Genomic DNA, 12,735 nt, shown 5'->3' with positions numbered 1-12,735 from the left:
TGCTAGGAGAGACGCGAAGAACGGGGTGGTTTCCCCGGTCAAGCGGTTCGACGCAGCAGATCGCCAGTCATTTCGGTGTCCAGAGGATGTGGTCCATCCACCCGGCTACTTTGTCGAAAAAGCTCGAAAATGAACCACATTTCCTTCGCCTTTTCTCCTCGTATCCGAATGGATGGCCTCACACCATTTTCACCAGATTAATAGGTCCTGACCCTAATATTGCCGGGTATCCTGAACCTCTCCTTCGTTTTAAGTTGAAACGAAGGAATCCGGATTGGCCCTTGAAGTCAGGCTTTTCACAAGCCATATCAGTTAGCGAGGAGACACGCCGTAAGGGTTCTCTTCATAACGGTCGCTTCTCATCAAGGACTGATGCAATGACAAGAATGACACCGTTTTCGAGCCCTTTGCTGCTCGGATTCGACACGATGGAAAAAACGCTGGAACGGATCGCAAAATCCGGCGACGGTTATCCGCCCTACAATATTGAACGCCTGCGCGGCGAGACGGGTTCCGAACGTCTGCGCATCACTTTGGCGGTGGCCGGTTTTGCCAGCGAAGACCTCGAAGTCATGACGGAAGACAATCAGCTCGTCATCCGCGGACGCCAGACCGACGATACCGAACGGGAATTTCTGCATCGTGGCATCGCTGCCCGACAGTTCCAGCGCGTTTTCGTCCTGGCAGACGGTATGCGGGTTCTCGGTTGCGACCTGAAAAACGGCCTTTTGGCCATCGATCTCGACCGCCCCGAACCCGAACGGCTGGTTAAACGAATCAGCATAGCGGTGAAAGACTGAGCTTGTTCAGTTTTTGTTCAGCACAATACCGCTATACTGAAAATGTGAAGCTCTGATGCGGCATGGTCGCAAATGACATGCCGACGAAATGGAGGCTAAGACCATGAACAGACATATATTCACCGAAAATGAATTCGCCCATCTCGGCGAAGGTGAAGTTGCCTATGTGCGCAAGATCCGTTCAGATGACCTTGCCCGCAGCTTCCCTGCCCTCCCACCGATAGAGCCGGGCCTTGAACTCTGGGCGCTTTTTGGCGCCAGCGGCGAGCCAATCGTGCTCTCCGATGTCCGCGCCACCGCGCTACAAGGCGCGCAAGACCATGAACTGCGCACGGTAATGCTGCACTAAGGATAGACGCGATACCGGCCATCGCCGGTATCGCGCTTCCGTATGAAATCAGTACGGAAGATCGTGGCGTATACAAATGCCGCAAGTCGTCTTGAGGCAGAAGAAATATGCTTCTGCTCGGACTGTTTTTCCTTCCCTGCCAATTCGTTTCTGCGAGCAAACAAACAAAACCGCCGTTCAAGCCGAACGGCGGTTTTGTCTACGAGAAACTATTTGAACTCAGGCGGCGTTGGAAGCAGGCTGAGCTGTCAGGAATGAATAGAGCGCCTGCGCGTCATGTGTGCCGCGCAATTTGGCAACCGTATCGGCATCGCGCAGCATACGGGCGATACGCGAGAGTGCCTTCAGGTGATCCGCGCCGGCATTCTCCGGCGCGAGAAGCAGAAAAACAAGATCGACGGGTTGATCGTCCAGCGCCTCGAAATCGACCGGGGTTTCCAGACGAGCGAAGATTCCGGCTATTTTGTTGATGTTCGCCAGCTTGCCGTGCGGAATGGCAACGCCATTGCCCACCCCGGTAGAACCGAGGCGCTCACGCTGGAGAATTGTTTCGAAAACTTCACGCTCAGGGAGACCGGTCAGTTCCGCAGCCTTTTCAGACAGAATCTGCAAAAGCTGTTTTTTGGAGCTGGCTTTCAGCGCCGGGATAATCGCCCCAGGCTGAATCAGATCACTAAGATCCATTCTCTCCGTTCCTTCTTCAATCAGGCCTTTGCGGCCCGGTTTTGGGAAGCGCACGCGGCCGCCTAATCGCGATCTGCTGCGTGCGCTTCAGGTTTGCCGTCAGGCGCGTGGCGCGGCCTGGCGGGTGACCATCGATGGATCGACCCAGCCGATATTGCCGTCCGCGCGACGGTAGACGATGTTAACTTCATCATTGCCGGCATTGCGGAATACCAGAACCGGGTTCTCGATCAGATCCAGTTCCACGACCGCCGACGCCACCGACATGGTGCGCAGGGCGACGGACGATTCCGCAACAATTGTCGGCGCGTAATCCGCCGGAAGATCCTCCTCTTCCTCCGACAGCGGTGCCATAACACGATATGCAACGTCATCATAGATCGCATCTGGCTGCGTAGCCGGGCGCGATTTCAGACGACGCTTATAGCGGCGAAGGCGGGTTTCGATCTTGTCCGCGGCCGCTTCAAAAGCCAGCTGCGGATCCTGCGCGTCGCCAGTGCTTTGCAGAGTTGCACCACTATCGAGGTGCAAGGTGCAATCCGCACTGTAACGCGAACCGGACTTGGTGACCGTAACCTGTCCGGAAAAGCCATGATCGAAATATTTGCCGACTGCTTCATTCACCCGATCAATGATCCGGGTTGTGAAAGCTTCACCGACGTCCATATGCTTTCCAGATACACGCAGAGTCATTTGGCACACCTCATTTGCGTTACACCACAGGACTCAGTCTAATCACAAGGCGAGCGAAGCGCAAAGCGAACCAGCATCAAAGATGCTTTTCGTCCTGTGCGTTTTCCAACTAAATTCATGGTGCATGCACGCTTGCCAGGCGCGCTTTCCGATGAGGCGTTGAAACACCTTCCGAAAAGCCGTCGAATTCGTGACTGCTCCAATCAATAGCCCCTTTACGGGATGGTTGCCGCACATTGCTCTTTTAAGTAACGCCCCAGTAGCTGGTCCGTTGCCCGGATTTTTCCGGCCCGGTTTTCCCGGCCCGATTTTCCCGGAGCGCCACATTGCCCTTCCTTCAAACATATGGACAACCGCAATTTCTTCCAGAAATTACAGCGATATTATCGGACGTTGTCTGCAAAACGCATTCGGCGGAAACGTCCAACCCATGTCTTCATCCCCAAACCGGTTCTACTTTGAGGAGACAAGCTTCAATTCTGCTTTGGCGTATTTTCGATCGTAGAAACACAAGTGCTTCTGCTGACATCTCGCCAATTCACGCTGACGACTTATCAGGAAGCCCTGGAAATGAGGGCGTCCAGACACGTGCCGCAACGCGAGCCGGGCTTCTATTGGGTGAAATGGCGCTTGTCAATTGGTCCTCCTGCCAGTTGGTCCTCTTGCAATGCTGATCTTTCCACAAATCGAGATCGAATTTTTCTGAAAGAGCAGCGCTACAGATCCAAAATTTTAGAGCATTCTCCCCTATTCGAATACGGGAATAAGGCCCTAGAGGTACAATCGGTAATTTAAAACGGTCCCTTCCCAGCGCAATCTGTGGAACCATTTTGGCTAGAGCGAAATGCGCTCACATTCGTTCGCGCTTCCGCTCTATCTGTTTGTATTACCGCATTTATGCAACGTCAGGTGATACCACCTGAATGCAAAATGCTCTACGCAGTCAGGAAGCTGACAATCTTGCCTTCTTTTCACGCCTGCGCTGAACCGATGAAGCAATATTCATCGATTCCCGATATTTTGCGACCGTTCTTCGCGCGATATCCACACCGTCCTTCTTCAGAGCATCCACGATGGCATCATCGGACAGCACGTCATCGGGCTTTTCGGCGTCGATCATCTGCCGAATACGATGGCGCACGCTCTCCGACGAATGAGCGTCGCCGCCCTCGGATGAGGCAATGGAGGCCGTAAAGAAATAGCGCAGTTCAAACACGCCACGCGGCGTGGCCATGAATTTGTTCGCCGTCACGCGGCTGATGGTCGATTCATGCATACCGACCGCGTCGGCAACCGTGCGCAGGTTGAGCGGCTTCAAGTGGGTCACGCCGTGGCGCAGAAAGCCGTCCTGCTGCCGGACGATTTCCTGCGTTACCTTGAGAATGGTGCGCGCGCGCTGGTCGAGACTGCGTACGAGCCAGTTCGCGGTCTGCATGCAATCCGAGAGAAATGCTTTTTCTTCGGCTTTGACCGAGGTGCTCACCTCTGCATAATATTCATTGTTGACGATAAGACGTGGCATTGCGGCTGCGTTGAGTTCAATAGTCCAGCCACCGTCACGCGACGGTGTAACCAGTGCGTCCGGCACAATGGCATCGGCCACGGAGATTTCGAACAAAGCACCCGGCTTCGGATCGAGCATGCGGATTTCGGTCAGCATATCGAGGATATCGGCCTGATCGACACCGCACAGCTTCTTGAGCGTCGCAAAATCCCGCCGTGCAAGAAGATCGAGATTGTCGATCAACGCCTCCATAGCTGGATCGAACCGATCCTTTAGACGCAGCTGTATCGCCAGACACTCCCGCAGATCACGGGCAAAAAGTCCTGCCGGATCAAAGCCTTGCATCATTCCAAGAACGCGCTCGATCTCGACGGTTTCCACGCCAAGATTCTGGGCCAGACCGACAATATCGACACGCAGATAGCCGCTCTCGTCCAGTGCATCGGCGAGCGCCGTCGCAATGAACCGGTCTGCCGCTTTGGAAAAAGTCAGCGAGATCTGTTCCGCTACGTGCTCGCCCAATGAAATCCGGCTGGCCGTAACCTGATCGATGTCGTAACTGCCACCTGAAACATATCCGTCACCGACAGACGATTTCCATTGCGCGGCAAGATCGGGACCGATCTCGTCGAAGCGACCCGGATCATCCGGAAAGATATTTTCAAGCGAGCTGTCGAAGGTAGATGAGAGATTTTCGGCATTATCCGAAACGCCTGTTTTGAACCAGTCGCCATCCGGCGAGTCGTCCGACGCCGCATCCTCTCCTCCGATTTCAGCACCGTCTCGTGCTGATTCAGCGCCTGAAAAATCATCATTCGCTGCCTCAATTCGATCCAGCAGCGGATTTTTTTCGATTTCAATGTCGAGAAATTGCTCCAGCTCCATATGCGTCATCTGCAGCAGCTTGATCGACTGCATCAGCTGGGGGGTCATCACCAGCGATTGCGATTGACGGAAATCGAGCTTGGGCGACAGAGCCATGCGACGCATTATTCTCCCCCGTTAAACCCTGTCAATAACCGCGGAACACATGGTCAACGCGCGAGATATCCTTGACAGCAATCTGGCCTTCAGACGGCACTCATCGACATGGGACCTGAGTCCATACAGAGGAATAAGCCGTGCGCTCGCAGCCGTTTCAGGCTGAAAGCGCATTTGAATGAAAACTGGTATGAACCTTGCTTGTCAATTCAGAATGTGCGGTTTGGGGACAAAAGGGGAAATAGTCGCGGTTCAGCGACACTTTCTGTAACTTTGTACAGAACATAACAGGCTCAAACCGATGGCTGGTCAGAATGAAGGCATTTCCATAGGAGCCTGAGACGATATGAAAATGCCGAATATTAAAGTGTGAATTGGTCGCCGAGATAAAGCCGGCGCACGTCGGGATTGGCGACGATTTCGGCAGGACGACCATGTGTCAGCACCTGACCGGCGTGAATGATGTAGGCGCGGTCGATAAGGCCGAGCGTTTCACGCACATTATGGTCGGTAATCAGAACACCGATGCCGCGGCTTGTCAGATGGCGAACGAGTTGCTGGATATCCGAAACGGCAATCGGATCGACACCAGCAAAAGGCTCATCGAGCAGCATGAAGTTTGGGCGTGATGCCAGCGCACGCGCAATTTCGAGACGACGGCGCTCGCCGCCGGACAGCGAAATGGCAGGCGCTTTGCGCAGATGAGCGATGTGAAATTCTTCCAACAACGCATCCAGCTCGGAAGCGCGTTTGGAGCGATCTTTCTCCACAACTTCCAGCACAGCCTTGATGTTGTTTTCCACCGAAAGGCCACGGAAAATGGATGCTTCCTGCGGCAGATAGCCGATGCCAAGACGGGAACGGCGATACATCGGCATAGACGTGACGTCGAAACCGTCGATCTCGATGGAACCGGCATCAGCCGGAACGAGGCCTGTCACCATATAGAAGCAAGTGGTCTTGCCTGCGCCGTTCGGCCCCAGAATACCGACAGCTTCGCCAGCACGCACACCGAACGATACGCCATTGACGACCTGCCGGCCGCGATAGCTCTTGCAGAGACCGCGTGCCACCAGCGTCCCTTTGAGACGCGTCGACTTACCCGGCTGGCCGGGCATAGCGCCCGCGACATCGGATGGTGCGTTCACATTTTGCGATGCGTCTTGCGGCCCGTCAGCCTTCTTGTTCCAGAACAATCCCACGCCTGCTCCGGTCAGTTCTGCTTGGGCGCAGCACCGCCCTGCTGTTGATCTTTCGGGGCCATGATAATCGATACGCGACCCTTGGTCTGGCCCTTGCAGCTTTCGACATTGGCGCGGCCCGTATCGAGATGCGCCGTCAGCTTGCAACCGGTCACGACATTGTCGCCATCGGTCAGAACCACTTTCTGCCCCTGAAGAACCATAACCTGGTTTTTCGCATCATAACGCCCGGTATCACCAGTTGCGACCTGCGTCCCGGACTTGAGATAGACTTTCCCCGAAATGTCGATGTGATCGATGCTCGATGAATCGAGGCCGCCCACGCCAGCACTTGTCGGTTCCGGGGCCGGTGCTTCGCCGTCTTTCTTGGCCTTGTTGTAATAGACTGTCATCTGGCCTGCCTTCAGCAGGGCGTCGCCCTGCGAAACGGCAACATTACCGGTGAATATGGCAATGCCTTCCTTGTCGCGCATTTCCAGCTTGTCAGCGTCGATCTTGACGGGCGCCTTGCTGTTGGAAAGCTTCAGGCCGTTCACGGCTGCGCCTTCCTGCGCCAGTGAAACTGTCGGAGCCGCGACAATGCCGAGCGCCAGAACTGCAAATCCCATCCGCAAAGTGCGGGCCATCGTACCCTTGTTCATCTTGCCCGTCTCGCGTTCCATATAATTTCAGCTCCCCGAAGCATTCGACCATCCCTGGGTCGACATGCGGTCAGACGCAACATTAAGCACTTTGCGGCCAAATGGGAACATTCAGCATCGCAAAATGCGATCAAAAAAGCGGCTTAGAGCCTGTATCATTCCGATTGCATCAGAATCACGCTCTAACAATCTGTTTTCGAGCACATTTCGATCCGAGGACCGGTTTCAGAATGTACTCAACCGCGTCGCACAGATATGAATCGGTCCGAACGCTTCCCCTATCCTCAAATCAGGCTCCCTTTTCAGGGAGCCTTGTTGGGCGAAACAACGCTGCCGTCAACAGTCATTCGAACCTTGTTCTCGAAAATCAGAACCTTGCCGTTGTCCTTGACCTGCATGCTGTCGGCCAGAATGTGCGTGCTGCCGCTGCGGATATCCACGGGCTTATCAGTGGTGATCTGCCCGCTCTTGAGATTTACGTCCGCAGAGCGCAGCACCGCACGTAAACCGTCGTCTGTCGTAACAGTAAAGTCCTTATCAAGTTGCAAACGCCCATTGGCATTGTCGTAAACACCGGACGTTGCCTCGACCTTGGCCGTGCCCTTGTCACCAACCGGCAGCTCAGCGGAAATGCCTTCAAGCGAAATCGCACCGCTGTTCTTTGCATCCTGCGTCGCCTTGGAAGCGGTCATCGAATAGGGGCGGTTATCCTTGGTATATCCATTCAGGTGCGGGCTCGTCATGACAAGCTTTCCGCTTTCGCCGCCATTGTTCACTTCGACCTTAACGGGCGCGTTCGGCGTCGCAAGAAACGTATACCAAGAGAATACCGCTCCCACGATGATTGCGGCGACAGGGAGGGCTGTCTTCAGAACGCGAACGCGGATCGAATGGCGCTGTGCAGCATGAAAAAGCGTCTCGGCCTTCTCCGACGCACCAAAACGCATGCCACCCGTGCCGCGACCTTGAGCGGTCGCGTTCTGCGGCGCATGGCTATCTGTGGTGTCGGCGGTCATGTGGCGTTCAATTCCTCAACGGCTTTCGTAAAACTCGATAATCAGCGCGTGTGTGTCGCGCTTTTTCATTTCAATAAGGTTTATTTGGGGTGAAATAGTCGGTCGCTCAATAGCTTTATACCGCGCAAAACACCGCACCCGCCTCGCAAACAGCAAGCAGGAACGGCCTATGCCTTTGATAATTCAGCCCAATTGACACCCCACCGAATTAAGCAGGATGCTATTCAACTCTTTGATACCACAAAACTCGGTCAAATTACAGCTGTGCGTAATGCAACCGCCAGGGCTGATCCGGCAACGAACATAAGAATCTCGGACAGCTTCATTACAATATGTATTTCAGGCACTATCTCTAACCAGACCTATTTTTCGAAGATACTTGCCGCGTGCCCTCATTCGGGGCACAAGGTGAACTGCGGGGCGCAAGCCGCGCGATTTGAACGAACGGATGGACGGGAATGGCTCAAGACGCCGAAGCAATTATCGAACGCCGGAAATTGCGCAGAAAGCTGACGATCTGGCGTGGGGCCTTCCTGCTTCTGATCGCCGCCCTGATTGCCGTCTTCGCTTCATGGTCCATGCGCGGCACCAACTTCAACCAGCCGCACATTGCCAAGGTTCGTATCGAAGGCACCATCTTCGAGAATGAGGAATTGCTGAAGCGTCTCGACAAGATCGCCAAGGATGACGCCGTCAAAGGCGTGATTCTGGTTCTCGATTCGCCCGGTGGAACGACGGTGGGCGGCGAAGCGATTTTCGAAGCCGTGCGCAAGATTGCCGAGAAAAAGCCGGTCGTCACGCAGGTAGGGACCCTTGCAGCTTCCGCCGGTTACATGATTGCCAGCGCTTCGGACCACATCGTGGCACGACAGACATCCATCGTTGGCTCGATTGGTGTCTTGTTCCAGTATCCCGATGTTTCGAAGCTGCTTGATACGATCGGTGTGAAGGTCGAAACCATCAAGTCCTCACCACTCAAGGCGGAACCCAATTATTTCAGCCCGGCCAGCGAAGAAGCCAAGGGCATGATCCGCAATATGATCATGGATTCCTATGCATGGTTCGTGGACATTGTCGAAAAACGCCGTTCGTTCACACATGAACAGGCGCTGGCCCTCGCCAATGGCGCGGTTTTTACAGGGCGACAGGCACTCGATAAAAAATTGATCGACGGATTGGGCGGTGAAGAGGAAGCGGTCGCCTGGCTTGCGAGCAAGGGGCTTTCCAAAGATTTGCCGCGTCTGGAATGGAAGCCGGTCAGCAGTGAAACGGGTTTCTCGCTGCGCGATCTTATCATTCATGCCGGTGCACGCCTTCTTGGCGTGCCGCAGGAAGCAGACGGCATGTTGAAGCAGATCGCCAAGGAACGCATCTTTCTTGACGGACTTCTTTCGGTTTGGCACGTTGACGGTACGCCTGAAGCGAATTGACGCCAGCCAGGTAAACTTACACAATATCCGGTAGATACCGGATGAAACAAACAGAAGAACAGGGGTTTAAAGCCGTGATCAAATCGGAACTCGTTCAGATTATCGCCAGCCGTAATCCGCATCTCTTTCAGCGCGATGTCGAAAACATCGTGGGCGCGGTATTCGACGAGATCACAAACGCTCTTGCCGAAGGCAATCGTGTTGAGCTGCGCGGCTTCGGCGCCTTTTCGGTGAAGAACCGCCCTGCTCGCAGCGGTCGCAATCCGCGCACCGGCGAAACGGTGGATGTGGAAGAAAAGTGGGTTCCCTTCTTCAAGACCGGCAAGGAACTGCGCGACCGTCTCAACGGCGCAGTCTGATAGACATCATGGCGGCAAAACGCATCATCGCCATCATCGTTCTCGTGCCGCTTGCAGTGGCTCTGATTGCGTTGTCGGTTGCCAATCGCGCATCGGTGCAGTTTACGATCGATCCGTTCAATCCGGGCAATCCCGCTCTGTCCTATAATGCGCCTCTGTTTCTGTGGCTGTTCGGCGCGCTTCTTCTCGGCGTTGTCATCGGCTCACTGGTGACGTGGCTCACACAAGGCAAGCACCGCCGCAAGGAGCGCATGTACAAGCAGGAAGCTGCGCGCCTGCTTGAACGGAGCACCGCCGCCGAAAAGCGCAATATGCCGGTCGTGAACTCCTGAAACACCTGCTATTCTCAAACCCGGAGGCAAAACTTCCGGGTTTTCATGGTCGAAGCGCGATTGAACGTCGTTTTCCCCTTTCACACCGGCCCTGTTTATCCTACCTAGACCCCAATCATGATGATTGGAGTTTCGGGTGAAAGCGCCAAAGGGAAAAGGCAAAAAGCCGTCGGGCGGCAAACAGGACCGTGGTTTCGAGCGCGCAAGACATGATGCGCCGCGTTCAGAAAGCAAATTTGAAGGCCGATCTGATGGCAAGTCTGACAATAAAGGCTCGTCTTTCAAAAAGCCGCGCCCCCAATTCGCCAAGGCCGCACCCAAGCCCGTAGACGACAAGCCCGCTACTCCGCTTCGCGAAATCAAGCCTTATGCCGGTGCACGCCCGGGAGAACAACTGCCACTCATCCTCGAAACGGAACCCTCGCCCGATTATGCGCTTCTCGACAGCGGCAACGGGTTGAAGCTCGAGCAATATGGTCCCTATCGGATCGTCCGCCCGGAAGGTCAGGCAATCTGGTTGCCGAGCCTGCCGCAGAAGGAATGGGACCAGGCCGACGCCGTCTTCACCGGGAATACCGACGAGGAAGGCATGGGACGCTGGGCCTTTCCGAAAGTGCCGCTCGGCGAAACATGGCCAATGCAGCACGATGGCATTTCCTTTCATGGCCGTTTCACCTCGTTCCGCCATGTCGGCGTGTTCCCAGAGCAGGCCGCGCATTGGTCCTATATGGATGGGCTTATCCGAGATGGGGTAAAGTCCGGACGCAGCGTTAAGGTGCTCAATCTTTTCGGCTATACGGGCGTCGCCTCACTGGTAGCGGCACGTGCAGGTGCGGAAGTGACCCATGTGGATGCCTCCAAGAAGGCCATTCTCTGGGCGCGTGAAAATCAGGAAATGGCCGGGCTTTCGGACAAGCCAATCCGATGGATCTGTGAAGACGCGATGAAATTCGTTCAGCGTGAGGAACGGCGCGGCAGTTTCTATGACATCATCCTGCTTGATCCGCCTGCCTACGGGCGCGGGCCGAGCGGCGAGGTTTGGCAGTTGTTCGAGCATCTGCCCGCAATGGTCGATACATGCCGGTCCATCCTGACGCCAAAGCCGCTCGCCGTCATCCTGACTGCCTATTCGATCCGCGCATCCTTCTTCGCCATTCACGAACTGATGCGCGACCGTTTCACCGGCCTTGGTGGTACGGTCGAATCGGGCGAACTTATTCTGCGCGAACGTTCCGCCGATCAGTCGGGAGGACGCGCGCTTTCCACATCCATGTTCAGCCGCTGGGTAGCAAAATGAGCCGTGACGACGATTTTTCCAAAGGCGGCTCTCGTGCCGAATATTCCAAGGTAGGTCAGGTGAAGGAAGTCACCAGCCTCACCAACCCTATCGTGAAAGATCTCCGCTCGCTGGCGCTGAAAAAATTCCGCGACCAGCAGGGCGTGTTTCTGGCCGAAGGGCTGAAGCTCGTCATCGACGCACTGGAACAGGACTGGCGCATCAAGACGCTGGTCTTCGCCAAATCCGGCAAGGGCAACAAGATGGTCGAGCAGGTTGCCGCCCGCACCTTCGCCAAGGGCGGATTGGTGCTGGAAGTGACCGAAAAGATCATGGCTGCCATTACCCGCCGCGACAACCCGCAAATGGTGGTTGGTGTTTTCGAACAGCAATATCGCCCGCTCACAAACCTCAAGCCGAAGAACAACGATGTTTATATCGCGCTCGACCGCGTGCGCGATCCCGGCAATCTGGGCACTGTCATCCGTACCGCCGATGCGGTCGGCGCCAAGGGCATCATTTTGATCGGCGACACCACCGACCCCTATTCGCTGGAAACCGTGCGCGCCACGATGGGCTCGGTCTTTTCCATGCCGCTCTATAAAGTGACGGAAGCCGACTTCCTCAACTGGCGCAAGGGCATTTCCGGCCTTGTCGTCGGCACCCATCTGAAAGGTGCGGTCGACTATCGCACCATTCCCTATGCCAACAAGCCGGTCGTGCTGATGATGGGCAACGAACAGCAGGGCCTGCCGGACAGTCTGGCCGATACTTGCGACAAGCTCGCACGCATTCCGCAGGCAGGCCGTGCAGATTCCCTCAATCTTGCAATTGCCACCGGCGTCATGCTCTACGAAATTCGTCGCGACGCACTCACGCTCGATGAAAGGGTTTCCGGATGAAGCGACACGCAGTCTGGTCCTCACTGTTCGTCGTTGTCCTCACCATACTGATCGATCAGGGTGTCAAACATCTGGTGGAAACACGGATGGGCTACGGCCAGCAGATCGACCTGCTACCGTTCCTTGCCTTGTTTCGTACGCACAATGAGGGCATCGCCTTTTCCATGCTGGCATGGCTGCATGATTGGGGACTGGTCGCAATCACCGCAGCAGTTATCTTGTTCGTACTTTATCTGTGGTGGACCAACGCGCCGGACCGCATCTTCGCACGCTACGGTTTTGCACTTGTCGTTGGCGGCGCCATCGGCAATCTTATCGACCGCGTGATGCACGGTTACGTCGTGGATTATATTCTGTTTCACCTGCCAACCTGGTCATTCGCAGTTTTCAACCTCGCCGACACCTTCATTACAATCGGTGCAGGTCTCATAATTCTGGAGGAATTCCTCGGCTGGCGGCGCGAACGGGCTGCCCGCTAACCCGCCGGGTTGAACAGTCCCTGCCTTTCGCATAATTTGATCTCTTAAAATTAAAAGCTTTTTGAAGAGGATAAGGTCCAGTCATCC

General features: G+C 55.2%; 14 protein-coding genes. 8 read left to right on the top strand and 6 right to left on the bottom strand.

Translation table 11 applies throughout. The annotated features are described in order from the left end of the window. The first annotated feature begins 377 nt into the window (after positions 1-377). Both FG152_RS05325 and FG152_RS05320 read left to right on the top strand, forming a co-directional pair. Positions 378-800 (top strand): Hsp20 family protein, encoded by a 423-nt coding sequence (locus FG152_RS05325; RefSeq protein ID WP_010658007.1) that lies wholly within the window; start codon positions 378-380, stop codon positions 798-800. Positions 801-903: 103 nt separating this feature from the next. Continuing rightward, a complete protein-coding gene (locus FG152_RS05320) occupies positions 904-1,149 on the top strand; it encodes a BQ00720 family protein (protein ID WP_010658006.1) in 246 nt (81 codons plus the stop codon). Positions 1,150-1,368: 219 nt separating this feature from the next. On the opposite strand, the gene ptsN is transcribed toward FG152_RS05320, so the two are convergent. The 6 genes from ptsN to lptC all read right to left on the bottom strand — a co-directional run bounded on the left by ptsN (position 1,369) and on the right by lptC (position 7,870). After that, positions 1,369-1,833 carry a PTS IIA-like nitrogen regulatory protein PtsN gene (gene ptsN, locus FG152_RS05315; RefSeq protein ID WP_006465889.1) on the bottom strand — a complete coding sequence of 155 codons (465 nt, stop codon included), beginning with the start codon at positions 1,831-1,833 and terminating at the stop codon, positions 1,369-1,371. Between the two features lie 99 nt (positions 1,834-1,932). Next, complete coding sequence (hpf, locus tag FG152_RS05310) at positions 1,933-2,526, bottom strand: ribosome hibernation-promoting factor, HPF/YfiA family (protein ID WP_010658005.1); 594 nt, start codon at positions 2,524-2,526, stop codon at positions 1,933-1,935. A gap of 943 nt (positions 2,527-3,469) precedes the next feature. Continuing rightward, positions 3,470-5,011, bottom strand: coding sequence for an RNA polymerase factor sigma-54 (gene rpoN / locus FG152_RS05305; protein WP_043062418.1), 1,542 nt, complete (start codon positions 5,009-5,011; stop codon positions 3,470-3,472). Positions 5,012-5,373: 362 nt separating this feature from the next. Continuing rightward, positions 5,374-6,213 (bottom strand): LPS export ABC transporter ATP-binding protein, encoded by an 840-nt coding sequence (lptB, locus tag FG152_RS05300; RefSeq protein WP_010658003.1) that lies wholly within the window; start codon positions 6,211-6,213, stop codon positions 5,374-5,376. A gap of 11 nt (positions 6,214-6,224) precedes the next feature. Then, a complete protein-coding gene (locus tag FG152_RS05295) occupies positions 6,225-6,875 on the bottom strand; it encodes an LptA/OstA family protein (protein ID WP_011982370.1) in 651 nt (216 codons plus the stop codon). Positions 6,876-7,156: 281 nt separating this feature from the next. Then, positions 7,157-7,870, bottom strand: a complete 714-nt coding sequence (lptC, locus tag FG152_RS05290) for an LPS export ABC transporter periplasmic protein LptC (RefSeq protein ID WP_011982369.1) — start codon at positions 7,868-7,870, stop codon at positions 7,157-7,159. A gap of 458 nt (positions 7,871-8,328) precedes the next feature. On the opposite strand from lptC, the gene sppA reads away from it, so the two are divergent. The 6 genes from sppA (at position 8,329) to lspA (ending at position 12,648) form a co-directional block, all read left to right on the top strand. Beyond that, entirely contained in the window at positions 8,329-9,300 is a 972-nt protein-coding gene (sppA, locus tag FG152_RS05285) for a signal peptide peptidase SppA (protein WP_010658000.1), read from the top strand. Between the two features lie 74 nt (positions 9,301-9,374). Continuing rightward, on the top strand, positions 9,375-9,659 hold the full coding sequence (locus FG152_RS05280; RefSeq protein ID WP_004687882.1) for an integration host factor subunit beta: 285 nt from the start codon (positions 9,375-9,377) through the stop codon (positions 9,657-9,659). Between the two features lie 8 nt (positions 9,660-9,667). After that, on the top strand, positions 9,668-9,991 hold the full coding sequence (locus tag FG152_RS05275) for a lipopolysaccharide assembly protein LapA domain-containing protein (protein WP_010657999.1): 324 nt from the start codon (positions 9,668-9,670) through the stop codon (positions 9,989-9,991). A gap of 136 nt (positions 9,992-10,127) precedes the next feature. Beyond that, the gene (locus tag FG152_RS05270) at positions 10,128-11,288 is read left to right on the top strand and encodes an RsmD family RNA methyltransferase (protein WP_029925929.1); all 1,161 of its coding nucleotides are present in this window, start codon (positions 10,128-10,130) and stop codon (positions 11,286-11,288) included. Beyond that, positions 11,285-12,169 (top strand): TrmH family RNA methyltransferase, encoded by an 885-nt coding sequence (locus tag FG152_RS05265; protein WP_010657997.1) that lies wholly within the window; start codon positions 11,285-11,287, stop codon positions 12,167-12,169. The genes FG152_RS05270 and FG152_RS05265 overlap by 4 nt, the downstream gene beginning before the upstream one ends. Then, positions 12,166-12,648 carry a signal peptidase II gene (lspA, locus tag FG152_RS05260; protein WP_010657996.1) on the top strand — a complete coding sequence of 161 codons (483 nt, stop codon included), beginning with the start codon at positions 12,166-12,168 and terminating at the stop codon, positions 12,646-12,648. Before FG152_RS05265 ends, lspA begins: the two co-directional genes overlap by 4 nt. Positions 12,649-12,735 lie beyond the last annotated feature (87 nt).

This window comes from Ochrobactrum sp. XJ1, assembly GCF_024701725.1.
In the GTDB taxonomy this organism is placed as follows: domain Bacteria; phylum Pseudomonadota; class Alphaproteobacteria; order Rhizobiales; family Rhizobiaceae; genus Brucella; species Brucella anthropi.
The sequence above is the reverse complement of the archived record's forward strand: the minus strand, read 5'-3'. Positions and strand labels throughout refer to the sequence as shown.